The following is a 23,423-nucleotide window of genomic DNA, read 5'->3' on the forward strand; positions in this document are numbered from 1 at the left end:
CTTTTAGCGACAAGCTGTTGTGTATACCGACCATGAGCCAGACTGAATCGCAAAACCCGGACCCCGTATTTCAGCTCAAGGGCAGCATGCTCGCCATCACGGTGATGGAACTGGCCCGCTCCGATCTGGATGCGCTGGACCGGCAACTGGCGGCGAAAGTGGCACAGGCCCCCAACTTCTTCAGCAACACGCCTCTGATTCTAGCGCTGGACAAGCTCGCTGCCGGCGAAGGTTCGGTGGATCTGCCCGGTCTGGTTCGCGTCTGTCGCCAGCACGGACTACGCACGCTGGCGATACGCGCCAGCCGGATCGAGGACATCGCCGCGGCGATCGCCGTCGATCTGCCGGTGCTGCCGCCCTCGGGCGCCCGCGAGCGTCCGCTGGAGCCGGTCGAGGCCCCTGCCCCCAAGCCGATTCCGGAAAAGCCGCCTGAGCCTGTGGTCAAGCCGACCCGCATCATCACGGCACCGGTGCGCGGCGGCCAGCAGATTTATGCCCAGGGCGGCGACCTGGTCGTGGTGGCTCCCGTCAGCCCCGGTGCGGAACTTCTGGCCGATGGCAACATCCATGTTTACGGCCCGATGCGCGGCCGAGCGCTGGCCGGCATCAAGGGCGACTCCAAAGCCAGGATATTCTGTCAGCAACTGAGCGCGGAACTGGTTTCCATCGCCGGGCAATACAAGGTCTCGGAAGACCTGCGCAGAGACCCGCTCTGGGGTTCGCCGGTCCAGATCAGCCTGTCCGGCGACGTGTTGAACATCATCCGGCTTTAACGGATACTGCCGCAATTTTCAAAGCATCTCTGATTCGTCGCGAAAACGTTGTATTGGCTGTAGGGAATGGGAGAAACGCACTTTCTCCATTGATGCACAAACCGTTGACGGCGCAGCGCGCTGTCGACGGGGCAAACTGCCCGATTCCTTCACTCTTCGCTTAACGCCGCGTCAAGGATGCTCTTCAGGGACTGCATGTCCTTTTCCTCTAGGGGTGATTCACCTTGGCCAAGATTCTCGTGGTTACATCCGGCAAGGGTGGTGTGGGCAAGACCACCACCAGCGCCGCCATCGGTACCGGCCTCGCATTGCGCGGCCACAAGACTGTCATTGTCGACTTCGACGTCGGCCTGCGTAACCTGGACCTGATCATGGGGTGCGAGCGCCGCGTGGTTTACGACTTCGTCAACGTCGTCAACGGCGAAGCCAACCTGCAACAGGCCCTGATCAAGGACAAGAAGATCGAAGGCCTGTACGTGCTGGCCGCCAGCCAGACCCGTGACAAGGAAGCGCTGACCAAGGACGGCGTCGAAAAAGTCCTCATGGAACTCAAGCAGTCGTTCGAGTACATCGTTTGCGATTCGCCAGCCGGTATCGAAACCGGCGCGCACCTGGCGATGTATTTCGCCGACGAAGCCATCGTGGTGACCAACCCGGAGGTCTCGTCGGTTCGTGACTCCGACCGCATGCTGGGCCTGCTGGCAAGCAAATCGCGTCGCGCCGAGAACGGCGAGGACCCGATCAAGGAACACTTGCTGTTGACCCGCTATAACCCTGAGCGCGTCAGCAAGGGCGAAATGCTCGGCGTCGAAGACGTCAAGGAAATTCTCGCCGTGACCCTGCTCGGCGTAATTCCTGAATCCCAGGCGGTGCTCAAGGCTTCCAACCAGGGTGTCCCGGTGATCCTGGACGACCAGAGCGACGCCGGCCAGGCCTACAGCGATGCCGTAGACCGTCTGCTGGGTAAAGACCGGGAACATCGGTTCCTGGATGTGCAGAAGAAAGGATTCTTTGAACGCCTGTTCGGGGGTAATTAATGAACATTTTTGACTTCTTTCGCGATCGCAAGAAAGGGACGACGGCTTCGGTCGCGAAAGAGCGTCTACAGATCATCGTGGCGCACGAACGCGGTCAGCGCAGCACGCCGGATTACCTCCCTGCCCTGCAGAAAGAGCTGGTGGAAGTGATCCGCAAGTACGTCGCCATCGAGTCCGATCAGGTGCAGGTCGCTCTGGAAAACCAGGGCAGCTGTTCGATTCTGGAACTCAACATCACCCTGCCCGATCGCTGATCGGCAGTCGCTTGCGGCGGCAAGCGTGTCATTCTTCCGGAATGACGCGCTTGCCGCCGTTGTCGTTTCAAGTGCTTCGAGGCCGTTGCATGCCGCTGTCCAACATTCGCATCATTCATCAGGACGCCGCGATCCTGGTGATCGACAAGCCCACCCTGCTGCTTTCCGTGCCCGGCCGCGCCGACGACAACAAGGACTGCCTGATTACCCGCCTGCAGGAAAACGGCTACCCCGAAGCCCGCATCGTGCACCGGCTTGACTGGGAAACTTCCGGCATCATTCTGCTGGCGCGCGACCCTGATACTCATCGCGAGCTGTCACGGCAATTTCATGATCGGGAAACCGAAAAAGCCTACACCGCATTGTGCTGGGGCCAACCGACGCTGGACAGCGGCAGCATCGACCTGCCCTTGCGCTACGACCCGCCGACCAAACCCCGCCATGTCGTGGACCATGAGGCCGGCAAGCATGCGCTGACCTTCTGGAAGGTGATGGAGCGTCATGACACTCATTGCCGCGTCGAACTGACGCCGATCACCGGCCGCTCCCATCAATTGCGCGTGCATATGTTGTCCATCGGGCATCCACTGCTGGGGGACGGGCTCTATGCACACCCTGAAGCCCTGGCGGCGTACCCGCGGCTGTGCCTGCATGCCAGCATGCTGTGCTTCACCCACCCGGTCAGCGGCGAGCGCCTGAGATTCGAGTGCCCGGCGCCGTTCTGAGGCCAAACCTGTAGGAGCCAGCTTGCTGGCGATAGGGGCTGACGCAACCGGCCGACACGCCTTTCATCCCGTGTCGCAACCCGGCCAATACGGTAGACTTGCGCCATTGCTGTCTGGAGCTATCTATGCGCGAAGAGCTGAACCAAGGCCTGATCGATTTTCTCAAGGCTTCTCCCACCCCGTTCCACGCCACCGCAACGTTGGTTCAGCATCTGGAAGCCGCCGGTTTCCAGCGTCTGGACGAACGTGACACTTGGTCGGTCGAAACCGGCGGGCGTTATTTCGTCACGCGCAATGATTCGTCCATCGTGGCCTTCCGCATGGGCCGGCAGTCGCCGCTGATCGGCGGCATCCGCATGGTGGGCGCCCATACCGACAGCCCGTGCCTGCGGGTCAAGCCGCAGCCCGAACTGCAACGCCAGGGCTTCTGGCAACTGGGCGTGGAAGTCTACGGCGGTGCGCTGCTGGCCCCCTGGTTCGACCGCGATCTGTCGCTGGCCGGCCGGGTCACCTTCCGGCGCGACGGCCGGGTCGAAAGCCAGCTGATCGATTTCAAGCTGCCCATCGCGATCATTCCGAACCTGGCGATTCACCTCAACCGCGCCGCGAACGATGGCTGGCCGATCAATCCACAGAACGAACTGCCGCCGATCCTGGCCCAGGTTGCCGGCGACGAACGCGCGGATTTCCGTGCGCTGCTCACCGACCAGCTGGCACGCGAGCACGGCTTGAACGCCGACGTGGTGCTCGATTACGAACTCAGCTTCTACGACACCCAGAGCGCGGCGGTGGTCGGACTGCATGGCGACTTCCTCGCCGGCGCCCGGCTCGACAATCTGCTGTCGTGCTTCGCCGGCCTGCAGGCACTGCTCAACAGCGACATCGAGGAAACCGTGCTGCTGGTCTGCACCGACCACGAAGAAGTCGGTTCGTCGTCGACCTGCGGCGCGGACGGCCCGATGCTGGAACAGATCATCCAGCGCCTGCTGCCGAGCGGCGAAGACTATGTGCGCACCATTCAGAAATCCCTGCTGATTTCGGCCGACAACGCTCACGGCGTGCACCCCAACTACGCCGACAAGCATGACGGCAATCACGGGCCAAAGCTCAATGCCGGTCCGGTGATCAAGGTCAACAACAACCAGCGCTACGCGACCAACAGCGAAACCGCCGGATTCTTCCGTCATCTGTGCATGGCCGAGGAAGTGCCGGTACAAAGCTTCGTGGTTCGCAGTGACATGTCCTGCGGCTCGACGATCGGCCCGATCACCGCCAGCCATCTGGGGATCCGCACCGTCGACATCGGCCTGCCGACCTTCGCCATGCACTCTATCCGGGAGCTGGCGGGCAGCCACGACCTGGCACATCTGGTGAAGGTGCTTTCGGCGTTCTACGCCAGTCGCGAGCTGCCCTGACCGCCCTGCCGTACATTGAGCGCGCCCCTGACCCCGGCGCGCTTATCGGCGCTCAGTTTTCGTGAGCCAATCTGCGCAGTGGCCTCTTAAGTCTCCAAGCGCAAAAACTTACAGTAATTTCCTACCCAATAAACTCCAGATTCGTCACGCATTCTTGTTGACGGACATACCGATATCCTGTTCGCTCCAACTTACATCCTGTCATGAACATACCGGGAACCCGGATGTTGCGGGGTGTGGATACACACTAAATCGAGCGAATAAGGAAATCATCATGAATAAAGAATCCAGATCATTGCTGCCTGCCCCGTCGTTGCCGCAGTTGAACACCGACGGCACTTTGAGCATGGACAGCATCAGGCGCGGGGTCATAGTTACCATCCCCGTTTATCCCTCCATGAAAGAAGGCGATCGGATCAGTGTGCCCTGGGAAGGAAAGCCTGAAGGTCCAGTGCTTACTTTCCCGGTTATCGAAACTATCAGCAGCCCGATCGAACCCAAGACTTATATAGTTGCCCACGATAACTTTTACAGCGGCTGGGAAACCTTCAAAGTCTGGTATCACGTCAGCGGTGTAGGCGACTCGGAAGCTGTTGAAGTGCTGATCTCGAAATAAATGTCCAGCCTCAACGACGTCGTCGCCTCGTTTCTGGCGCAATAAGCATGAAGGTCCGCCGGCGGGCCTTCATCTTGCGTCTGGGGCAATTACAGCGCAGACCCGGATTGCATGGTGCCGCCAGTACTCCATGTCACAGGCAACAGGATGGCCGTGTCTGTCAAAGGTGATTCTGGAGATACACAGCGCCGGGCTGCCAGCGGACGCCTTCAACGCGGCACACGCCTCGCCGCGCAATGCCACGGGCCTTATTTCAACATGCGCCTCGCCCTCCAGCCTGTATCGGTCGGCGTACAGCCCGCCAAGCGAGCAGGTCAGGTCAGACTCCAGGATGTCCGGGAAAAACGCGGGTTTCAGGTAATGCTCTACATAGAGTACCGATTGACCGTCGATCGAGTTTGCACGGCATATCTGGATGACGCTCGACAGTGCTGGCAGTTGCAGCCTCTCACACATATCGGCCGGCGCCGGCTGCAGGCGCGCGCTGATCAGCCGGGTCTGTGCCTCACGTCCCTGTGCCCGAACCCTGGCATCGAATTCGCCGCGGCTCATCAGGTCGTAAACCAGCGGAGGTGGAGAGATGAACCACCCACGTCGTTCTTCACGATAGATCAGACCCTGGGCTTCGAGCTGTGCCAGCGCTTCTCGCAGGGTGATTCGGGTCGTTGCGAACAGCTCGCTCAGCCGGCGCTCTGCCGGCAGCCGACTGCCGGGCCTGAGCAGCCCGCGGCCGATCTGCTCGCGCAGAGCTTGGCAGATGACGCTCACCGCCCGTGGCATTTCATGGCGCATCGGCTTTCCATTCTGGACTAGACCAGTGCCGCTAAACGGCTCCGGATAATGTTCTTCGCATCGCTGCATTGCTGATTGGAGCCTAGGCATCCCAGATGACTGTCGCATGACAGCACCCGCTAGGTCGGCTGCTTCAGTGCCTGCAAGCGTCTTGCAAACAACCGCAGATCAATCAGTTAGCCATGGTCTACGCTTGTCTCACGACCGACGTATGGTGCTCGCGCCAGCCATGCGGAACGGGACCGGACATTAAAGTGTCATTTAACAAGCCTAACTTGGCTCGGACATTGCTGACCTAGACCAATCTTCCGCGACGACCTGAATCGATCGACCTGCACAAGGAGCTTCGAATGAAACATCTTCTGTTGGCATCACTCCTCGGCTCGGCCATAGCCCTGAGCACAGCGGCCATGGCCGCGGAAACCGATCTGAAAACCCTTGAAGCGGCGGCCCGTACCGAAGGGGTGATCAACAGTGTGGGCATGCCGGACGAGTGGGCCAACTGGAAAGGCACCTGGACCGACCTGCAAGCCAAATACGGCCTGAAGCACACAGACACCGATATGAGTTCGGCGCAGGAAGTCGCCAAGTTCGACGCGGAAAAAGACAACGCCAGCGCCGACATCGGCGATGTAGGCGCCGCCTTCGGACCTATCGCTGCGGCCAAGGGCGTGACCCAGCCCTACAAACCCACCACCTGGGAGCAGATTCCGGCCTGGGCCAAGGATACCGACGGTCACTGGGCACTCGCCTACACCGGCACAATCGCCTTTATCGTCAACAAGAACCTGCTGCACGGCTCCGAGATTCCCAAGACCTGGGCCGATCTGAAAACCGGCAAGTACAAGGTTGCCATTGGCGACGTCGGCACCGCGGCTCAGGCCGCCAACGGCGTTCTGGCCGCGGCCTACGCCATGAAGGGCGATGAGACCAATATCGAGCCCGGCCTGCAGTTGTTCACCGAGCTGGCCCAACAGAAGCGCCTGTCGCTCGCTAACCCGACCATTCAGACCATCGAAAAAGGCGAAGTCGAAGTCGGCGTGGTCTGGGACTTCAACGGCCTGAGCTACAAGGCCAAGATGGCCAAGCCCGAAGATTATGTGGTGCTGATCCCGTCCGATGGCTCGGTGATTTCGGGCTACACCACCATCATCAACAAATACGCCAAGCACCCCAATGCCGCCAAGCTGACCCGCGAATACATCTTCAGCGACGCCGGGCAGATCAATCTCGCCAAGGGCAATGCCCGGCCGATCCGCGCGGAGCACGTCAAACTGCCGCCCGAGGTCGAATCCAGCCTGCTGCCCAACGAGCAGTATAAGAACGTCACGCCGATCAAGAACGCCGAAGCCTGGGAAAAGACCTCCAAGGCACTGCCGCAGAAGTGGAACGAGCAGGTCATCATCGAGATGAACTAATCTGTGCCGATTCGGGCGAGCAGCGCCTCGTCCGAGTCGATCCCGCAAACTCCCTGCCCAGGCAAGCTCATGCATAGCATCGTGAACATCGACGCGTGGTCGAATGGCGGCCCGTGGCCGCGGTATCGTGGGGAGCTACCGGTTTGAACGCATCGACGCGCGGCAAAAAGCTGGCCTTGCTATGCCTGCTGCCCTTCGCTCTGTTCTTCATTGTGTTCCAGATCGCGCCGCTGGCCTGGGTCGCCGTTCACAGTCTGCAGACCGACAGCGGCTGGGGCTGGGCCAATTTCAGCAAGGCGTTCAATTCGCGCTTCTATCGTCAGGCCATGCAATTCAGTCTGGAGATCAGCTTCTGGTCCAGCGTCGCCGGCCTGTCGATCGCGATCCTCGCGGCCTGGTCGCTGCGCCAGGTGGACTCCCGGCTGCGGGACTTCGTGAACGCGTTCGCCAACATGACCAGCAACTTTTCCGGCGTGCCTCTGGCGTTCGCCTTCATCATTCTGCTGGGGTTCAACGGCGCCATCACGCTGATGCTCAAGCAGTCCGGAATCATCGACGACTTCAATCTGTACTCGAAGACCGGCCTGATCATTCTCTATACCTATTTTCAGATTCCGCTGGGCATCCTGCTGCTGTACCCGGCCTTCGATGCGGTGCGCGAGGACTGGCAGGAGTCAGCGGCCCTGCTGGGGGCCAGCGGCTTCGCGTTCTGGCGCTACGTCGGCCTGCCGGTGCTGACGCCTGCCCTGCTGGGCACCTTTGTCATCCTGCTGGCGAACGCGCTCGGCGCTTATGCCACGGTCTACGCGCTGACCACCGGCAATTTCAACGTATTGCCGATCCGCATCGCGGCTCTGGTGGCCGGCGACATCACGCTCGACCCGAATATGGCCAGCGCGCTGGCGATGATCCTGGTCGGGCTGATGACGCTGGTCACGCTGGTCCATCAATGGCTGCTGCGAAGGAGCTACCATGTCGCGCGCTGATTTCAAGCCTGCGGGCCTGTACCACCGAGTGGTGGTCTACGGGGTGTTCCTGATTTTGTTGCTGCCATTGCTGGGCACTTTCGTGTATTCGATCTCGACCAGCTGGTCGGCCAGCATCCTGCCCAGCGGCCTGACGTTGAAATGGTATGTGGCGTTGTGGAGCGATCCGCGTTTCCTGACCGCCTTTGGGCAGTCGCTGCTGATCTGCGTGGGCGCTCTGCTGCTGTCAGTGGTGCTCATCCTGCCGCTGCTGTTCGTGGTGCATTACCACTTCCCGCGACTGGACGGGCTGATGAACGTCTTGATCCTGCTTCCGTTCGCCGTGCCGCCGGTGGTGTCTTCCGTCGGGCTGTTGCAGCTCTACGGTTCGGGGCCGCTGCCGATGGTGGGCACGCCCTGGATTCTGATCGGCTGCTATTTCACTGTCGCCCTGCCCTTCATGTACCGGGCCATCACCAACAATTTGCAGGCCATCAACCTGCGCGACCTGATGGACGCCGCGCAACTGCTGGGCGCCAGTACCTGGCAGGCGGCGTTTCTGGTAGTGCTGCCGAATCTGCGCAAAGGCCTGATGGTGGCTCTGCTGCTGTCCTTCTCGTTCCTGTTCGGAGAGTTCGTCTTCGCCAACTTATTGGTAGGAACGCGTTACGAAACCTTGCAGGTGTACCTCAACAACATGCGCAACAGCAGCGGCCACTTCAACAGCGCACTGGTGATTTCCTATTTCTTCTTCGTGCTGGTGCTGACCTGGATCGCCAACCGCCTGAACAAGGACAAACACGCCCGATGAGCTTCGTCAGCATTGAAAACCTGCGAAAGAGTTATACCGGCACTGCGGTGTTCAGCGACATCGAGTGCCGGATCGAACAAGGTGAATTCGTCACCCTGCTCGGCCCGTCCGGCTGCGGCAAGTCCACGCTGCTGCGCTGCATCGCGGGCCTGACGCCGGTCGACGGCGGAAGGATCCTGCTCGACGGCCAGGATCTGGTGCCGATGACCCCGCAGAAACGCAACATCGGCATGGTGTTCCAGAGCTACGCGCTGTTCCCCAACATGACGGTCGAGCAGAACGTGGCGTTCGGCCTGAAGATGCAGAAGATCGCCGCCAGGGAAAGCCGCGACCGGGTCGCGCAGGTGCTGGAACTGGTCGAGCTGCAGGACTTTGCCGGTCGCTACCCGCACCAGATGTCCGGCGGTCAGTGTCAGCGCGTGGCGCTGGCCCGTTCGCTGGTTACCCGGCCGCGCCTGCTGCTGCTTGACGAGCCGCTGTCGGCCTTGGACGCGCGGATTCGCAAACACCTGCGCGAGCAGATCCGGGCGATCCAGCGCGAGTTGAACCTTACGACGATCTTCGTGACCCACGATCAGGAAGAAGCCCTGACCATGTCGGACCGCATTTTTCTGATGAATCAGGGCCGCATCGTCCAGAGCGGCGATGCCGAGACGCTCTACACCGCGCCAGTCGATGCCTTCGCCGCAGGTTTCATCGGCAATTACAACCTGCTTGAACCGGAGGCCGCGGCGCGCCTGCTGCAACGGCCGGTCGGCAGTCGCATCGCCATTCGTCCTGAAGCGATCCAGTTGAGCCTGAGCGGTGAGCTCGACGGCGAAGTGCTGGGCCACAGCCTGCTGGGCAATGTGATTCGCTACCGGGTCCGGGCACGCGACGTTGACCTGGTGGTCGATGTGCTGAATCGTTCGGCGGACGATCTGCACCCCAGCGGCCGTCGCGTGGCGTTGACCATCGACGCCTCCGCACTGCGCGCGGTAGGCTGAGCGCAATTTCCAGACAAGGAGGCGGGCAATGCCGCTGGCAATCTTCGATCTCGACGAAACCCTCATCGGCGGCGACTGCGCCAGTCTCTGGAGCGAGCAGATGGCGCGGCTGGGCTGGGTGGACGCCGAGTCCTTCCTCAAGCGCGACCGGGAGTTGATGGCCGCCTACAGCGCAGGCGAACTGGCGATGGAAGACTACATGGCGTTCAGCCTGGAGCCGATCGCCGGGCGCACGCCCGAGGAGGTCGATCACCTGGTCGGCCCCTGGGTCGAAGACGTCATCGAGCCGATTCTCTACAGCGATGCCTGCAAGCGCATTGCCGAGCACCGGGCACGCGGCGACCGGATTCTGATCATCTCGGCGTCGGGCGAGCATCTGGTCAAGCCTATCGCCGAACGGGTGGGCGTGGACGAGGTGCTGGCGATCGAGCTGGACATTCAACACGGCGTATACAGCGGTACCACGCGGGGCGTGCTGACCTACCGGGAAGGCAAGGTCACGCGCCTGCTGGACTGGCTGGACGCCGAAGGCGAGAACCTCGAAGGCGCCAGTTTCTATTCCGATTCGCGCAACGACCTGCCACTGCTGCTGCGCGTGGACCATCCCCACGCGGTCAATCCCGATCCGGTGTTGCTGGAGCACGCGCAAAAGGCCGGCTGGCCGGTGCATCGGTGGGATTGACCCGCCCGACGTGCCAATCCCATCGCCAGCAAGCTGGCTCCTACACTGGACCGTAGGAGCCAGCTTGCTGGCGATAGGGATGACGGAGAGCCAGCTGAATCCCGGCTGAACCGATTTCACTTGGCGCGCCTTCTCGACAATCCGTGGCGCACTGCGGCCTTTCCGGCCGGCCTACGGGCGTCTCGACGCCTTGCAATGCCTGCAAGGTGCCGCCATAGTGAGTCAAGACTGAGCCCGTGGCTGCTGCCTCGGGCTTTTGCATTATGCGGCCGGGACCGATGGAACCGGCGACCTCAAAGACGGCCTAATATGCGTTATCAATTGTCACCGCGTCGAACCAGCATGAAGCACCTGATCCCAAGCACTGCCCTCGCTCTGATCGTCGGCCTCGGCGTACTGCCGATGTCGGCCAGCACCTTTGCCGCCAATAGCTGGGATAATCTTCAGCCTGATCGCGACGAAGTGGTCGCCAGCCTCAACGTGGTCGAGCTGCTCAAGCGCCATCACTACAGCAAGCCGCCGCTGGACGACAAGCGCTCGGCCATCATCTACCAGAGCTACCTCAAGCTTCTGGACCCGGCGCGCAGTTATTTCCTGGCCAGCGACATTGCCGAGTTCGACAAGTGGCAGACCCAGTTCGACGACTTCCTCAAGAGCGGCGATCTGAATCCCGGCTTCACCATCTACAAGCGCTATCTGGACCGTATCAAGTCCCGCCTCGACTTTGCCCTTGCCGAACTGAACAAGGGGGTCGACAAGCTCGATTTCAACGCCAAGGAAACCCTGCTGGTCGACCGCAAGGATGCCGCCTGGCCGAAGAACGCCGCCGAGCTGGACGACCTGTGGCGCAAGCGCGTCAAGGACGAAGTCCTGCGCTTGAAGATCGCGGGCAAGGATCCGGCCAAGATCCAGGAAACCCTGGTCAAGCGTTACAAGAATCAGCTGGCTCGCCTGAGCCAGACCCGCGCCGAGGATATTTTCCAGGCGTACATCAACACCTTCGCCATGTCCTACGATCCGCACACCAATTACCTGTCGCCTGACAGCGCGGAGAACTTCGACATCAACATGAGCCTGTCGCTGGAAGGCATTGGCGCGGTGTTGCAGAGCGATAACGACAACGTGAAGATCGTGCGCCTGGTGCCGGCAGGTCCGGCGGCCAAGACCAAGCAGGTGGCGCCGGCGGACAAGATCGTCGGCGTGGCCCAGGGCGACAAAGAAATGGTCGATGTCATCGGCTGGCGTCTGGACGAAGTGGTCAAGCTGATCCGCGGTCCCAAGGGGTCTGTGGTTCGTCTGGAAATCATCCCGGCCAGCAATGCGCCGAATGACCAGACCAGCAAAGTAGTCGCGATCACCCGTGAAGCGGTGAAGCTCGAAGAGCAAGCTGCGAAGAAATCCATTTTGCACATCAACCAGGACGGCCGCGACTTCAAGCTGGGCGTCATCGACATTCCCGCTTTCTATCTGGACTTCAAGGCGTATCGTGCTGGCGATCCGGAGTACAAGAGCACCACGCGTGACGTAAAGAAACTGCTGACCGAACTGCAGGCCGAAAAGGTCGACGGCGTGGTGCTGGATCTGCGCAACAACGGTGGCGGCTCGTTGCAGGAAGCCACCGAGCTGACCAGCCTGTTCATCGACAAAGGGCCGACCGTGCTGGTGCGCAATGCCGACGGCAAGGTCGACGTGCTGGAAGATGAAGCCAAGGGCGCCTTCTACAAAGGTCCGATGGCATTGCTGGTGAACCGCCTCTCGGCCTCGGCCTCGGAAATTTTCGCCGGTGCCATGCAGGACTATCACCGCGCGCTGGTGATCGGCGGCCAGACCTTCGGCAAGGGCACCGTGCAGACCATTCAGCCGCTCAATCACGGCGAATTGAAGCTGACGCTTGCCAAGTTTTACCGCGTCTCGGGCCAGAGCACCCAGCATCAGGGCGTAGTGCCGGATATCACTTATCCGTCGCTGATCGATACCAAGGAAATTGGTGAGAGCGCGCTGCCCGAAGCCATGCCGTGGGACAGTATTCGTCCGGCGATCCGCCCTGCCGTTGACCCGTTCAAACCGTTCCTGGCCCAGTTGCAGAGCCGACATGACGCGCGTACCGCCAAGAACGCCGAGTTCGTGTTCATCGAAGATCGCCTGGCGCTTGCCAAGCAGCTGATGAGCGAGAAAACGGTCAGCCTGAACGAAGCCGACCGCCGCGCCGAGCACGCATCCATCGAAAGCAAGCAGTTGGCCTTGGAGAACACGCGCCGCAAAGCCAAAGGCGAAGAGCCGCTCAAGGAACTGAAGAAGGAAGACGAGGACGCCTTGCCGGTGGAAGATGAGAAGACCAAGCCAGAGGATGACGCCTATCTGGCTGAAACCGGGCGGATCCTGATCGATTACCTGGGCCTGAGTGCCTCGGTCGCAAAAAAGTAAAAACGCGGTAAATACTGGCTTTTTAATGGCAAATGTCATCAAACAGTCATGAAACCGTCGTGAAATACGGGGCTGATGCAAATGCATCCAGCCCCTTTTTTTGCGACCGAGATCGTCATGACGTTGAAAGAGCAGTTGAGCAGTCTGAGCGCCATTCTGTCACGCGGTGAGTTGCACAGCCTCTTTCAGCCGATCGTATCGATTTCCGAACGCCGCATTCTGGGTTACGAAGCCCTGACCCGTGGTCCGTCCAACAGCGCTTTGCACTCCCCTATCAATCTGTTCGCGGTCGCGCGGCAAGCAGGCCGTTTGAGCGAACTGGAACTGGCCTGCCGTGACAGCGCCTGCTGCCGCTTCAGCGAGCAGAAGCTGCCAGGCAAGCTGTTCCTCAACGTCTCGCCCGAATCCTTGCTTGAAGCGGCGCACCCTCCGGGCCGCACCCTGGAAATGCTGCGTCGCTACAGGATCGCTCCCAACGACGTGGTCATCGAACTGACCGAGCAGATGCCCACCGACGATGTGGAGTTGCTGTACAACGCGCTTCACCATTATCGGGACATGGGTTTTTCCATTGCCCTGGATGATCTGGGCGCGGGATATTCCAGCCTGCGGCTGTGGTCGGAGTTGCGGCCTGACTACGTGAAGATCGACCGGCACTTCATCGACGGCATCCACCAGGACGCGGTCAAGCGCGAGTTTGTCGGCTCCATGCTGCAAATGGCCCGGGCATCCCGCGCCACGGTGATTGCCGAAGGCATCGAGTTGCCCGAGGAACTGGGTGCGCTGACCGACATGGGTGTCGACCTGGTGCAGGGTTATCTGCTTGCCCGGCCTCAGGAGCGTCCCGCCCACGAGGTGCAGACGCTGTTGCCCAAGGCCGATCAGCCCGGCGCGCCGCTCAATGACGAGGCAACTGACCTGGGCGCCCTGCTCAACCCGCAAACCGCGGTCAGCCATGCAACACCGACCGCGGCAGTCCTGGAAGCCTTTCGCAGGCAGGCCAATCTGAATTCGCTGGCGGTACTGGACGACGAGAACCGGCCGTGCGGCATCGTGCATCGGCATTCCCTGTCCGAAGCGCTTCTCAAGCCGTTCGGCACCGAGCTGTTCGCCCGCAAGCCCATCAGCCGTCTGATGAGCGACGATTTCCTGGCCGTCGAGCTGGGCCAGTCATTGCAACAAGTCAGCCGCCTGCTGACCAGCCGGGCGCGGCAGCGTATCGAGGAGGATTTCATCATTACCCAGGACGGCGCCTACCTGGGTCTGGGGCGGGTGATCGACGTGCTGAAGCTGATTACCGAGCTGAAGATCCAGCAGGCGCGACACGCGAACCCGTTGACGCTGTTGCCCGGCAACGTGCCAATTCAGCAGTGTCTCACCCGCCTGCTGCAACAAGGCCGCGAATCGATGATCTGTTACGTCGACATCGACAGTTTCAAACCTTTCAACGATATCTACGGCTATGCCCGTGGCGATGAGGTGTTGCTGTGCCTGGCGCAGTGCCTGAATGACCGGATCGACCACAGTCGCGATTTCGTCGGGCATATCGGCGGAGACGATTTTCTGATGGTGCTCGGTATCGAGGGCTGGGAAAAACGTTTGCACCATCTGCTTGAAGATTTCCAGAATCAATGTCGCCGCTTCTACCGCGCCGAACATCTTGAGGCAGGCTGTTTCACGGCTTTGAACCGATCAGGTCAGCGCCAGGAGTTTCCCCTGCTATCGCTTTCCATCGGAGTGGTGCACTTGCGTCAGGAGAGCTGCGCTCAGGTGGATGCCGCCCGGCTGGCGGATCTGGCCTCCCAGGCCAAGCATTTCGCCAAGGAAGTGACAGGGGCCAGCATTCACGTCATGGAGGTGCCGCGCCCGGAGGTTACCGCGCTGCCCTGAGAAATCAGTCGCGAGGGGGCGCGACACCCTGTCGCTCTTCGCTTTCCGGATAACTGTATTCGAACACCCGGACCACCTCCGACGCGTGCCACGAGGCCGCGGCCACGCCGTCGGAGGGACCCGAGAAACGGCCCAGACGCTCCGCGCATTCGAAGAATCCGGTGCGCGGCAGACGGCTCGCGCCCTGGCTGATGACCAGCGAACTGCGCAAGGGTTGCTCGGCGCGGGCATCGATCGCCGCCAGGTACTCAAGCGCTGCGGTCAGGGTCTGCATGGCCGGTGACGGCAATTGCAGGCGTTCCAGCAACGCCCGGTAAGTCACCAGATGACGTTGACGGCGTGCATGATCGAGCTCGCCCAACAGCGCGTCCCAGTGCTGGCGGCTGATGCGCACACTCATGCCTCACCCCGCCAGCCGGCCACGCCCAGTTCCCAGGCCAGGCTACGTTTGATCGCCGCATCGGGGTTTCGACTGCCGCTCTCGATCAATTCCAGATAGGACGGACTGATGCCCACGGTGCGGGCCAGTTGGGCGACTTCCAGACCTTTGGCGAGTCGCAATGCGCGCAGCTCATCCAGGCCGGGACGCTCGCCTTCCGGCGCGGCGGACGGCAAGGCATCCGGCGTTGAAGCCAGCGATCCGGCCTGACCCGCAGCTTTCAGGAGCGCCTGGTATTGAGCCCAGCGCAATACCGCATATTCCGGTTCCCCATCACGCGAGATCACTTGAAGATCCATACCTCTCCCCTTGTTGGCAGATGGATTGTTCAGACAGGTTTGCTCCAGATGCTGGCATATTAACAGCAGTTTGCGGCAACAGTCATACAACCGTTTTACACGAACTGTGTAAAACGTCGGAAACCTGTTTCATTACTGACCCTTTTCCTGCTCCAGCAGGGCCTGACTGTCCGGCAGACGTTCGACGACCACCAGCTTCTCGGGCGGCTGACGCTCACGCCAGGCCCGGAACGCATCGAGCTCGTCGGTCAGATGCTTCATGATCCAGGCAAGGACGGCAATGTCATCGAACATGCCCAGCCCCGGAATCCAGTCGGGGATGGCGTCAAGCGGGCTCAGGAAATACATCAGGCCGGCCACGATCGACAGGATCGACTTGGCGCTGATGTCCCGGTACTCGCCTCGCCAATACGCCAGACACAAGGCCTGCAACAGACGCAGATCGTCCTTTATGCGCCCCAGGCGACTGCCTTCGGCGGACCCTTTGCGAGCCACCGCGAACAACAGCGCCGGCAGACGCCCTGCCGCCAGCACGCGTCGGGCGCCGGGCAGATAGCGGATCAGATTCCATGGTGCTTTCATGTTCACTCCCGTTCGGTGAAGGTTCGTTGATGGCTGCCTCTGATCCGGCCTGAAACTGTGGCGCAAGGTTATCCACATATTTTGTGGATAACCTTGTGAACAGCCGCAGCTTTAAGGCCGGAACCGCCCGTTTTATACGGCCGGATGACGGATCGCGCGTTTTTTACTCATCTGAAAAATCCCGCTAAATCGCTGACTTAGCGCGGTTTCTCACAAGTCAGGCGGCTTGCCGGACTGTCCGACAATTTATCTGAAGCATTCAGTGCCTCGCAGCCGCGCTGGGCAAGCCCGACACTACGTTGACTGTGGAGAGTGCCAAGCGTTCGCCAAAAGCTCCAGATGCAAAAACGCCCTGTCCAGGGACAGGGCGTCGGGTCAAGCAAGTCGCGCTTACTTCTGCGTCTTGGCCGGTTCCGCCTCTGGCGCTTCGGCTTCCGGAGCAGCCGCTGCGGCGGGGTCCTTGATGCCGAGCAGTTCCAGATCGAAAACCAGTACCGAGTTGGCCGGGATCATCGGGCTTGGGCTCTGTGCGCCGTACGCCAGATCGCTCGGGATGAACAGCTTGATCTTCTCGCCGACGTGCATCAGTTGCAGGCCTTCGACCCAGCCTGGAATCACACCGCCAACCGGCAGATCGATCGGGCTGCCACGCTCTACCGAGCTGTCGAACACCTTGCCGTCGATCAGCTTGCCTTCGTAGTGAACGGTCACCACATCGGACGGCTTGGGCTGAGCGCCATCGGCTTTCTTGATGATCTGGTACTGCAGGCCGGAAGCGGTGGTGACCACGCCTTCCTTCTTGCCGTTTTCTTCGAGGAATTTCTTGCCGGCCGCAGCCGACTCTTCACTCATCTTGGCCATACGCTCTTCGGCACGCTTCTGCAGCGCCGCGAAGGCTTCAACCAGTTCTTCGTCCTTGAGCTTCTGCTCTTTCTTGCCGACGGCATCTTCGATGCCCAGGGCAACGGCTTTCGAGTCGAGATCGTCCATGCCTTCCTGAGCCAGGCTCTTGCCCATGTTCAGGCCGATGCCGTAGGAAGCTTTCTGGGCGGGAGTTTTCAGCTCAACGGTGCTGGCTTGCTTGTCACAGCCTGCCAGGACCAGACCGACCAGGGCAATCGCTGCTGCCAACCGATGCTGTTTCATGCTTATTCCTTGTTCATGCGCCAAAAGGGCAAACGTGTAAAGCCGCGAGCTTATCAGGCTGCCGCGATCAATGGCTACCGGCATCAGAGGGGCATGACGGCGATAAGTTCAGGTATCCCAACGGTTTTCCGTCGCAACATGGGGGTCGTTCAGTCCGAGTTCAGTTTGCGCTGCGTCAGACCCCCAGCCAGTACAACAGCCCTGCCAGGGTCACCAGTGAGCCAAGCGTGGAATAGAGGATCGCGCGCGAAATGACGCCCGCCTCGCGCTGGTAATACTCGGCGAGCATGAACGGCCCGGTTCCGGTGGGCAGTGCGCTGAGCAGCACCGCAGACTGCGCCCAGACCGTCGGCAAGCTGAACACCTTGAATGCCAGGACGGCGGTGATCAGCGGCTGGCCGATCAGCTTGATGCCCACCAGCGGCCATGCGCCCTGCTTCGGTGCGGCCTGCTTCTGTGCCAGGAACAACCCCAGCGAGATCAGCGCGCAGGGCGTGGTGGCGGCGGCCAGCATGTCGAGAAAATGCATGACCGGCTCAGCGATTCCCAGCCCCGTTGCCGCCCAGCAGGCACCCAGAATCGGTGTGACGACCAACGGATTCTTCGCCAGCGCCTTGAGCACTGTCGCCACCGCGCGCCCGATGTGGCGTTCCTGCTGCAGGCCGATCTCGATGCAGACCACGGCCACGGCGAACAGCACGCACACCACGATCAGCGACGAAATCAGCGCCGGCTCCAGCCCCGCCTGTCCGAAGACCAGCAGGCACAGCGGGATGCCGATGTAACCGGTATTGGCGTAGCCGGCGGTCAGGCCGTCCATGCTGGCGACCACCAGCGGCTGGCGTCTGGCCAGGCGCCACGCCAGTGTCGCAACGAACACCGCCAGCGTCCCGGCGCCGAAACTGATGATGAAACCGGGTTGCCAGATCTGCTCCAGCGTCGTGGTCGCTGTGACTTTGAACAGCAGCGCCGGCAAGCACAGCCAGACGACCATGCGGTTGATCTCGGATGCGGCGCGCTCGCCCAGCCGGTTGGTCTTGCGGCAGATATAACCCCACCAGGATCAGCGCGAAGATAGGCAGAACGACAGCGAGGACGGTATGCATGGGTGCCGGGCCGGGACTTTGAAAACGCCAAAGCTTACGGCCGACTGACGGCAGAGTCCAAGGCTAGAGCCTTGCAAACAGGATCGAGGGCAGGATTTTCGGAACGCAAAAAGCAGAAAAGCGACCCTGAGGTCGCTTTTCTGTGCGTATCGAGGAGTTCAAGGGCCTCGATACTGAATATGGCGCAGCGGACGGGACTCGAACCCGCGACCCCCGGCGTGACAGGCCGGTATTCTAACCGACTGAACTACCGCTGCGCGTAACACTTGAAGTGAGTTTGGTGGGTGATGACGGGATCGAACCGCCGACCCGCTGCTTGTAAGGCAGCTGCTCTCCCAGCTGAGCTAATCACCCTTCACTCTCGGTGTGGCGCGCATTCTACGGAGCGACCTGAAGTCTGGCAAGCACTTTTTCAAATAATTTTTACAGTCCTGCCAAAGGCTTAGCGCAGGGTTGGCCGCGGAGCCGGAGAAGCGAATAATGCCCCCCTTTTTGTACAAAGAGAGATTCGCCTCATGTGGTTCAAAAATCTGCTTGTCTATCGCCTGACCCAGGATCTGCCCGTTGACGCAGAGGCACTGGAAACCGCATTGGCAACCAAACCGGCGCGAGCCTGCGCCAGCCAGGAGCTGACCACCTACGGCTTCGTGGCACCTTTCGGCAAGGGCGAAGACGCCCCGCTGGTACACGTCAGCGGAGATTTCCTGCTGGTCGCCGCGCGCAAGGAAGAACGCATTCTGCCCGGCAGCGTCGTGCGTGACGCGGTCAAGGAAAAGGTCGAAGAGATCGAAGCCGAGCAGATGCGCAAGGTCTATAAGAAGGAACGCGACCAGATCAAGGACGAGATCATCCAGGCTTTCCTGCCTCGCGCCTTCATCCGCCGGTCGCAGACCTACGCCGCCATCGCGCCCAAGCAAGGCCTGATCCTGGTCAACTCGGCGAGCGCCAAGCGTGCCGAAGACCTGCTTTCTACCTTGCGCGAAGTCATCGGCACCCTGCCGGTTCGCCCGCTGACCGTGAAAACCGCGCCGACCGCGGTCATGACCGAATGGGTCACTTCGCAGAAAGCCGCCGACAACTTCTTCGTGCTGGATGAATGCGAACTGCGTGACACCCACGAAGACGGCGGCATCGTGCGCTGCAAGCGTCAGGACCTGACCAGCGACGAAATCCAGCTGCACCTGAGCACCGGCAAGGTCGTTACCCAGTTGTCGCTGGCTTGGCAGGACAAGCTGTCGTTCGTGCTGGACGACAAGATGGTCGTCAAGCGCCTCAAGTTCGAGGAGCTGTTGCAGGATCAGGCCGAAGAAGACGGCGGCGACGAGGCCCTGGGCCAGCTGGACGCCAGCTTCACTCTGATGATGCTGACCTTCGGCGAATTTCTGCCGGAGCTGTTCGACGCACTGGGTGGCGAAGAGATTCCGCAGGGGATCTGATTCGTTTCATGCCTATCGCCAGCAAGCTGGCTCCTACAGGTCCGTGTAGGAGCCAGCTTGCTGGCGATCACCCACCACTGAATAAACACAAGAAAGGTTTCACACCATGCGTGCACTGGCGGCCCTGAGTCGTTTTGTCGGTAACACCTTCGCATACTGGGTACTGTTGTTCGCCGTTCTGGCGTTCCTGTTTCCGCAGGCGTTCATCGGTCTGAAAGGCTGGATCGTCCCGCTGCTCGGGCTGGTCATGTTCGGCATGGGCCTGACCCTCAAGCTTGAAGACTTCTCGGAAGTGGCACGCAATCCCTGGCGCGTGGCGCTGGGCGTGGTCGCGCACTTTGTGATCATGCCGGGCGTGGCCTGGTTGCTGTGCCAGGTGTTTCATCTGCCGGCGGAAATCGCGGTGGGCGTGATCCTCGTCGGCTGCTGCCCGAGCGGCACCTCGTCCAACGTGATGGCGTGGCTGGCCAAAGGTGACCTGGCGCTGGCCGTGGCAATCGCTGCCGTTACTACCCTGCTCGCCCCGCTGCTGACCCCGACCCTGATCTGGTTCCTGGCTTCCGCCTGGCTGCCGGTGTCCTTCATGGACATGTTCTGGTCGATCCTGCAGCTGGTCATGTTGCCTATCGTGCTCGGCGTACTGGCGCAGCGGGTGCTGGGCGCGAAAGTCAGCTACGCGGTGGACGTGCTGCCGCTGGTGTCGGTGGTCAGCATCGTGATGATCGTCTGCGCCGTGGTCGCCGCCAGCCAGAGCAAGATCGCCGAATCGGGCCTGCTGATCATGGCCGTGGTAATCCTGCACAACTCGTTCGGCTTCCTGCTGGGCTACTTCACCGGCAAGCTGTTCAAACTGCCGCTGCCCCAGCGCAAGTCGCTGGCGCTGGAAGTCGGCATGCAGAACTCAGGCCTAGGTGCTGCCCTCGCCAGCGCGCACTTCTCACCGCTGGCCGCCGTACCCAGCGCGCTGTTCAGCGTCTGGCACAATATTTCGGGGGCGCTGCTATCGACCTATTTCCGCAAGATGCCGGAAGAAACTGGCCCGGCCGATTCCCGAGCGACAACGCATGATTGAGCTGCAATAGCACATGCTGCTCACTCGTCTGGTTGCGCTTGCAGCCAGACATCCACAGTCGTATAGCCGTCCTGATGCTGAAACAGCGTGGGCGTGTTGAAACTGAAAACCGCCTTCTTCACTGCGATTTTCACCACGTTTCCTTGAACCTCGACTCGCGCGCTGGCGTCTCGGGTTACCAGAAATGCCGCCCCCTCATTTCGCAACGACTCTAGTGCCTCTGATGGGTTATCCATGCGCCTGTGTACGTAGTAACGGTATGTCATCGGTACTGTCGCGCCTCCACTGTCACTCAGCACCGCATACAACATGCCTTGGCTCCCGACCGGGTAAGTCGCGAGGATCTTCGTCAACACTGGAGCGGGAGTGCGCGTGATGATCCATATAACGCCGAGGATGCAACCTGCAAGAACAAGGCCCCACCACGTCTTAGCTTTGTACCGACTCAATGATCAGCTTCCTTATAGAAATAAGCGGGAAAGCCTATCCGAGAGCAGACGCCCCCAAGGCCAATAAGCCTCGATCAAGACTTTTCCCGCTTACCTTTCAGAAAGGGCTGACAATGAACCTTGGCTAGCGCCCGTCCCCACGCAGTAGCTTCACCTGCTCACGCACGGCCACCGGCGCGGCGTCAGGGCCGGGGATGGCCGGGCCTGCCACCAGCACCACACGTGACCAGAAGCGGCGGAACAGTCCCTTGTTCGGGTCGCGGCTGAAGAAGCTGCCCCACAATCCTTGCAAGGCCAGGGGAATCACCGGCACCGAGGTTTCTTCCAGAATCCGGGTCATGCCGCGCTTGAAGCCGCTGATCTCGCCGTCCAGGGTCAGCTTTCCCTCGGGAAAAATGCACACCAGTTCGCCATCGGCCAGGTACTCGGCGATGCGCTGGAAGGAGCGGTCGTAGACTTCGGGGTCTTCGTCGCGTCCGGCGATGGGGATCGTCCCGGCGGTGCGGAAGACGAAGTTGAGTACGGGCAATCGGTAGATCTTGTAGTACATGACGAAGCGAATCGGCCGTCGCACCGCGCCCGCGATCAGCAGCGCGTCCACGTAGGACACGTGATTGCAGACCAGCAGTGCCGCGCCCTCTTCCGGAATCAGGTTCAGGTTGCGATGCTCGACCCGGTACATGGAATGGCCGAGCAGCCAGATCAGGAACCGCATGGTGAATTCCGGCACGATCTTGAAGATGTACACGTTGACCGCGACGTTCATCAAGGACACGGCCAGGAACAGCTCGGGGATGGAGAGACCGGCGATGCTGAGCAGCAGGATCGAGACCAGCGCCGAAACCACCATGAACAGGGCGTTGAGGATGTTGTTGGCGGCGATGACTCGCGAACGCTCCTTTTCAGCGGTGCGCGACTGGATCAAGGCGTACAGCGGCACGATGTAGAAGCCGCCGAAAATGCCAATCCCGAGGATATCGAACAGCACCCACATACCTTCGCTGGCAGACAGGACAGCCAGCCAGTCGTTGGCTTGCACGTTCTGCGGGAAGCCGCCCGAGTGCCACCATAACAGCAGCCCGAACAGCGTGATGCCCATCGAACCGAAAGGCACCAGGCCGATTTCCACCTTGTGGCCGGACAGGCGCTCGCACAGTAACGAGCCGAGCGCGATGCCGACCGAGAACACGGTCAGAATCAGAGTCACGACCGTTTCGTCGCCGTACATCCATTCTTTCGCGTAAGCGGGAATCTGGGTCAGATAGATCGCCCCCACGAACCAGAACCACGAGTTGCCCACGATGGAGCGGGACACCGCCGGCGTCTGGGTGAGCCCCATGCGCAGGGTGGCCCAGGACTGGCTGAAGATGTTCCAGTCGATCTTCATCTCGGCGTTGGCGGCCGCTGCCTGGGGAATACCGAAACTGGCGATGAACCCCAGCGAGGCAATCAGCACAATGGCACCGGACACCACGAATGGGTAATAAGGCGAGGACATCATCATGCCCGCGCCGATGGTGCCGGCGAGGATCGCCAGAAAGGTGCCCATTTCGACCAGCGCGTTGCCGCCCACCAGTTCGTTTTCACGCAGGTGTTGCGGCAGGATCGAGTATTTCACCGGGCCGAACAGGGCCGAGTGGGTGCCCATGGCGAACAGCGCTACCAGCATCAGTACCAAGTGATTGAACAGAAACCCCGCAGCGCCTACCACCATGATGACGATTTCGCCCAGTTTGATCAGGCGGATCAGCGAATCCTTGCGATACTTCTCGCCGAACTGGCCCGCCAGGGCCGAGAACAGGAAGAAGGGCAGGATGAACAGCAAGGCGCACAGGTTGACGTAAACCGAGCGGTCGCCGTCGATGTTCAGCTTGTAAAGGATCGCCAGGATCAGGGATTGCTTGAAGACGTTGTCGTTGAACGCGCCCAGCGACTGAGTGATGAAAAACGGCAGGAAGCGGCGCTTTCCTAGCAATGAAAACTGCGATTGATTGCTCATCGTCCATGGTCCTGAATGGCTGGGGCGAGCTGGCCGCGCGCCAGCTCGACGCACATTGAAGACGCAAGCGCTGTGGATGTCGATAGGTATTTGAGTCGGTCATCACC

At 60.8% G+C, this 23,423-nt stretch carries 22 protein-coding genes, 2 tRNA genes and 1 pseudogene; 15 read left to right on the forward strand and 10 right to left on the reverse strand.

The genetic code is table 11. The features are described 5' to 3' along the window. The first annotated feature begins 32 nt into the window (after positions 1-32). The 6 genes from minC (at position 33) to TRP66_RS15025 (ending at position 4,820) form a co-directional block, all read left to right on the forward strand. Positions 33-773 carry a septum site-determining protein MinC gene (gene minC, locus TRP66_RS15000; protein WP_333404052.1) on the forward strand — a complete coding sequence of 247 codons (741 nt, stop codon included), beginning with the start codon at positions 33-35 and terminating at the stop codon, positions 771-773. A gap of 224 nt (positions 774-997) precedes the next feature. Beyond that, positions 998-1,810, forward strand: coding sequence for a septum site-determining protein MinD (gene minD, locus TRP66_RS15005; protein ID WP_333404054.1), 813 nt, complete (start codon positions 998-1,000; stop codon positions 1,808-1,810). Then, on the forward strand, positions 1,810-2,064 hold the full coding sequence (minE, locus tag TRP66_RS15010) for a cell division topological specificity factor MinE (RefSeq protein WP_333404056.1): 255 nt from the start codon (positions 1,810-1,812) through the stop codon (positions 2,062-2,064). Before minD ends, minE begins: the two co-directional genes overlap by 1 nt. An 89-nt stretch (positions 2,065-2,153) precedes the next feature. After that, on the forward strand, positions 2,154-2,789 hold the full coding sequence (locus TRP66_RS15015; protein ID WP_333404058.1) for an RluA family pseudouridine synthase: 636 nt from the start codon (positions 2,154-2,156) through the stop codon (positions 2,787-2,789). Positions 2,790-2,914: 125 nt separating this feature from the next. After that, entirely contained in the window at positions 2,915-4,204 is a 1,290-nt protein-coding gene (locus TRP66_RS15020; RefSeq protein ID WP_333404060.1) for a M18 family aminopeptidase, read from the forward strand. A 274-nt stretch (positions 4,205-4,478) separates the two neighbouring features. Further along, the gene (locus tag TRP66_RS15025) at positions 4,479-4,820 is read left to right on the forward strand and encodes a hypothetical protein (protein ID WP_333404062.1); all 342 of its coding nucleotides are present in this window, start codon (positions 4,479-4,481) and stop codon (positions 4,818-4,820) included. 69 nt (positions 4,821-4,889) lie between these two features. Here TRP66_RS15025 and TRP66_RS15030 read toward each other — a convergent pair whose 3' ends face one another. Beyond that, positions 4,890-5,612 (reverse strand): UTRA domain-containing protein, encoded by a 723-nt coding sequence (locus TRP66_RS15030; protein ID WP_333404064.1) that lies wholly within the window; start codon positions 5,610-5,612, stop codon positions 4,890-4,892. Positions 5,613-5,962: 350 nt separating this feature from the next. On the opposite strand from TRP66_RS15030, the gene TRP66_RS15035 reads away from it, so the two are divergent. The 7 genes from TRP66_RS15035 (at position 5,963) to TRP66_RS15065 (ending at position 14,788) form a co-directional block, all read left to right on the forward strand. Then, a complete protein-coding gene (locus tag TRP66_RS15035) occupies positions 5,963-7,030 on the forward strand; it encodes an ABC transporter substrate-binding protein (RefSeq protein ID WP_333404066.1) in 1,068 nt (355 codons plus the stop codon). Positions 7,031-7,173: 143 nt separating this feature from the next. Continuing rightward, on the forward strand, positions 7,174-8,016 hold the full coding sequence (locus TRP66_RS15040; RefSeq protein WP_333404068.1) for an ABC transporter permease: 843 nt from the start codon (positions 7,174-7,176) through the stop codon (positions 8,014-8,016). Further along, positions 8,003-8,806 carry an ABC transporter permease gene (locus tag TRP66_RS15045; protein ID WP_333404070.1) on the forward strand — a complete coding sequence of 268 codons (804 nt, stop codon included), beginning with the start codon at positions 8,003-8,005 and terminating at the stop codon, positions 8,804-8,806. The genes TRP66_RS15040 and TRP66_RS15045 overlap by 14 nt, the downstream gene beginning before the upstream one ends. Continuing rightward, on the forward strand, positions 8,803-9,792 hold the full coding sequence (locus tag TRP66_RS15050) for an ABC transporter ATP-binding protein (RefSeq protein ID WP_333404072.1): 990 nt from the start codon (positions 8,803-8,805) through the stop codon (positions 9,790-9,792). Before TRP66_RS15045 ends, TRP66_RS15050 begins: the two co-directional genes overlap by 4 nt. Before the next feature lie 28 nt (positions 9,793-9,820). Continuing rightward, a complete protein-coding gene (locus tag TRP66_RS15055; protein ID WP_333404073.1) occupies positions 9,821-10,474 on the forward strand; it encodes an HAD family hydrolase in 654 nt (217 codons plus the stop codon). A 342-nt stretch (positions 10,475-10,816) separates the two neighbouring features. Next, the gene (locus tag TRP66_RS15060) at positions 10,817-12,898 is read left to right on the forward strand and encodes a carboxy terminal-processing peptidase (RefSeq protein WP_333404075.1); all 2,082 of its coding nucleotides are present in this window, start codon (positions 10,817-10,819) and stop codon (positions 12,896-12,898) included. A 117-nt stretch (positions 12,899-13,015) separates the two neighbouring features. Next, complete coding sequence (locus TRP66_RS15065) at positions 13,016-14,788, forward strand: bifunctional diguanylate cyclase/phosphodiesterase (RefSeq protein WP_333404077.1); 1,773 nt, start codon at positions 13,016-13,018, stop codon at positions 14,786-14,788. A gap of 4 nt (positions 14,789-14,792) precedes the next feature. On the opposite strand, the gene TRP66_RS15070 is transcribed toward TRP66_RS15065, so the two are convergent. From TRP66_RS15070 to TRP66_RS15100, 7 genes and pseudogenes are all read right to left on the reverse strand, one after another. After that, a complete protein-coding gene (locus TRP66_RS15070; RefSeq protein WP_333404080.1) occupies positions 14,793-15,188 on the reverse strand; it encodes a hypothetical protein in 396 nt (131 codons plus the stop codon). Continuing rightward, the gene (locus tag TRP66_RS15075) at positions 15,185-15,526 is read right to left on the reverse strand and encodes a helix-turn-helix domain-containing protein (RefSeq protein WP_333404082.1); all 342 of its coding nucleotides are present in this window, start codon (positions 15,524-15,526) and stop codon (positions 15,185-15,187) included. Before TRP66_RS15075 ends, TRP66_RS15070 begins: the two co-directional genes overlap by 4 nt. 132 nt (positions 15,527-15,658) lie before the next feature. Further along, the gene (locus tag TRP66_RS15080; RefSeq protein ID WP_333404084.1) at positions 15,659-16,108 is read right to left on the reverse strand and encodes a YkvA family protein; all 450 of its coding nucleotides are present in this window, start codon (positions 16,106-16,108) and stop codon (positions 15,659-15,661) included. 390 nt (positions 16,109-16,498) lie between these two features. Beyond that, on the reverse strand, positions 16,499-17,254 hold the full coding sequence (locus TRP66_RS15085) for an FKBP-type peptidyl-prolyl cis-trans isomerase (protein WP_333404086.1): 756 nt from the start codon (positions 17,252-17,254) through the stop codon (positions 16,499-16,501). Between the two features lie 175 nt (positions 17,255-17,429). Next, positions 17,430-18,360: pseudogene (locus tag TRP66_RS15090) on the reverse strand (AEC family transporter). Between the two features lie 180 nt (positions 18,361-18,540). Beyond that, positions 18,541-18,617 (reverse strand) — tRNA-Asp (locus TRP66_RS15095). Positions 18,618-18,638: 21 nt separating this feature from the next. Further along, positions 18,639-18,714: transfer RNA gene (locus TRP66_RS15100), tRNA-Val, on the reverse strand. Positions 18,715-18,875: 161 nt separating this feature from the next. On the opposite strand from TRP66_RS15100, the gene rdgC reads away from it, so the two are divergent. Together rdgC and TRP66_RS15110 are read left to right on the forward strand one after the other, a co-directional pair. Then, on the forward strand, positions 18,876-19,796 hold the full coding sequence (rdgC, locus tag TRP66_RS15105) for a recombination-associated protein RdgC (protein WP_333404088.1): 921 nt from the start codon (positions 18,876-18,878) through the stop codon (positions 19,794-19,796). A 106-nt stretch (positions 19,797-19,902) separates the two neighbouring features. After that, complete coding sequence (locus TRP66_RS15110) at positions 19,903-20,868, forward strand: bile acid:sodium symporter family protein (RefSeq protein ID WP_333404089.1); 966 nt, start codon at positions 19,903-19,905, stop codon at positions 20,866-20,868. A 20-nt stretch (positions 20,869-20,888) separates the two neighbouring features. Here TRP66_RS15110 and TRP66_RS15115 read toward each other — a convergent pair whose 3' ends face one another. Both TRP66_RS15115 and TRP66_RS15120 read right to left on the reverse strand, forming a co-directional pair. After that, positions 20,889-21,179 (reverse strand): hypothetical protein, encoded by a 291-nt coding sequence (locus TRP66_RS15115; RefSeq protein WP_333404091.1) that lies wholly within the window; start codon positions 21,177-21,179, stop codon positions 20,889-20,891. Positions 21,180-21,441: 262 nt separating this feature from the next. Further along, positions 21,442-23,316 carry an MFS transporter gene (locus TRP66_RS15120; RefSeq protein WP_333404093.1) on the reverse strand — a complete coding sequence of 625 codons (1,875 nt, stop codon included), beginning with the start codon at positions 23,314-23,316 and terminating at the stop codon, positions 21,442-21,444. Positions 23,317-23,423: the final 107 nt, after the last annotated feature.

Source organism: Pseudomonas sp. JDS28PS106, assembly GCF_036706555.1.
GTDB lineage: Bacteria > Pseudomonadota > Gammaproteobacteria > Pseudomonadales > Pseudomonadaceae > Aquipseudomonas.

What these genes read in the sequence shown, in the direction of transcription:
- TRP66_RS15030 (WP_333404064.1), bottom strand. Translation starts at nt 5,612, where the DNA reads ATGCGCCATGAAATGCCACGGGCGGTGAGCGTCATCTGCCAAGCTCTG.
- TRP66_RS15035 (WP_333404066.1), top strand. Translation starts at nt 5,963, where the DNA reads ATGAAACATCTTCTGTTGGCATCACTCCTCGGCTCGGCCATAGCCCTG.
- TRP66_RS15085 (WP_333404086.1), bottom strand. Translation starts at nt 17,254, where the DNA reads ATGAAACAGCATCGGTTGGCAGCAGCGATTGCCCTGGTCGGTCTGGTC.
- TRP66_RS15080 (WP_333404084.1), bottom strand. Translation starts at nt 16,108, where the DNA reads ATGAAAGCACCATGGAATCTGATCCGCTATCTGCCCGGCGCCCGACGC.
- rdgC (WP_333404088.1), top strand. Translation starts at nt 18,876, where the DNA reads ATGTGGTTCAAAAATCTGCTTGTCTATCGCCTGACCCAGGATCTGCCC.
- minC (WP_333404052.1), top strand. Translation starts at nt 33, where the DNA reads ATGAGCCAGACTGAATCGCAAAACCCGGACCCCGTATTTCAGCTCAAG.
- TRP66_RS15055 (WP_333404073.1), top strand. Translation starts at nt 9,821, where the DNA reads ATGCCGCTGGCAATCTTCGATCTCGACGAAACCCTCATCGGCGGCGAC.
- TRP66_RS15050 (WP_333404072.1), top strand. Translation starts at nt 8,803, where the DNA reads ATGAGCTTCGTCAGCATTGAAAACCTGCGAAAGAGTTATACCGGCACT.
- TRP66_RS15025 (WP_333404062.1), top strand. Translation starts at nt 4,479, where the DNA reads ATGAATAAAGAATCCAGATCATTGCTGCCTGCCCCGTCGTTGCCGCAG.
- TRP66_RS15020 (WP_333404060.1), top strand. Translation starts at nt 2,915, where the DNA reads ATGCGCGAAGAGCTGAACCAAGGCCTGATCGATTTTCTCAAGGCTTCT.
- TRP66_RS15070 (WP_333404080.1), bottom strand. Translation starts at nt 15,188, where the DNA reads ATGAGTGTGCGCATCAGCCGCCAGCACTGGGACGCGCTGTTGGGCGAG.
- TRP66_RS15060 (WP_333404075.1), top strand. Translation starts at nt 10,817, where the DNA reads ATGAAGCACCTGATCCCAAGCACTGCCCTCGCTCTGATCGTCGGCCTC.
- TRP66_RS15075 (WP_333404082.1), bottom strand. Translation starts at nt 15,526, where the DNA reads ATGGATCTTCAAGTGATCTCGCGTGATGGGGAACCGGAATATGCGGTA.
- minE (WP_333404056.1), top strand. Translation starts at nt 1,810, where the DNA reads ATGAACATTTTTGACTTCTTTCGCGATCGCAAGAAAGGGACGACGGCT.
- TRP66_RS15065 (WP_333404077.1), top strand. Translation starts at nt 13,016, where the DNA reads ATGACGTTGAAAGAGCAGTTGAGCAGTCTGAGCGCCATTCTGTCACGC.
- TRP66_RS15110 (WP_333404089.1), top strand. Translation starts at nt 19,903, where the DNA reads ATGCGTGCACTGGCGGCCCTGAGTCGTTTTGTCGGTAACACCTTCGCA.
- TRP66_RS15115 (WP_333404091.1), bottom strand. Translation starts at nt 21,179, where the DNA reads ATGTTGTATGCGGTGCTGAGTGACAGTGGAGGCGCGACAGTACCGATG.
- TRP66_RS15045 (WP_333404070.1), top strand. Translation starts at nt 8,003, where the DNA reads ATGTCGCGCGCTGATTTCAAGCCTGCGGGCCTGTACCACCGAGTGGTG.
- TRP66_RS15120 (WP_333404093.1), bottom strand. Translation starts at nt 23,316, where the DNA reads ATGAGCAATCAATCGCAGTTTTCATTGCTAGGAAAGCGCCGCTTCCTG.
- TRP66_RS15015 (WP_333404058.1), top strand. Translation starts at nt 2,154, where the DNA reads ATGCCGCTGTCCAACATTCGCATCATTCATCAGGACGCCGCGATCCTG.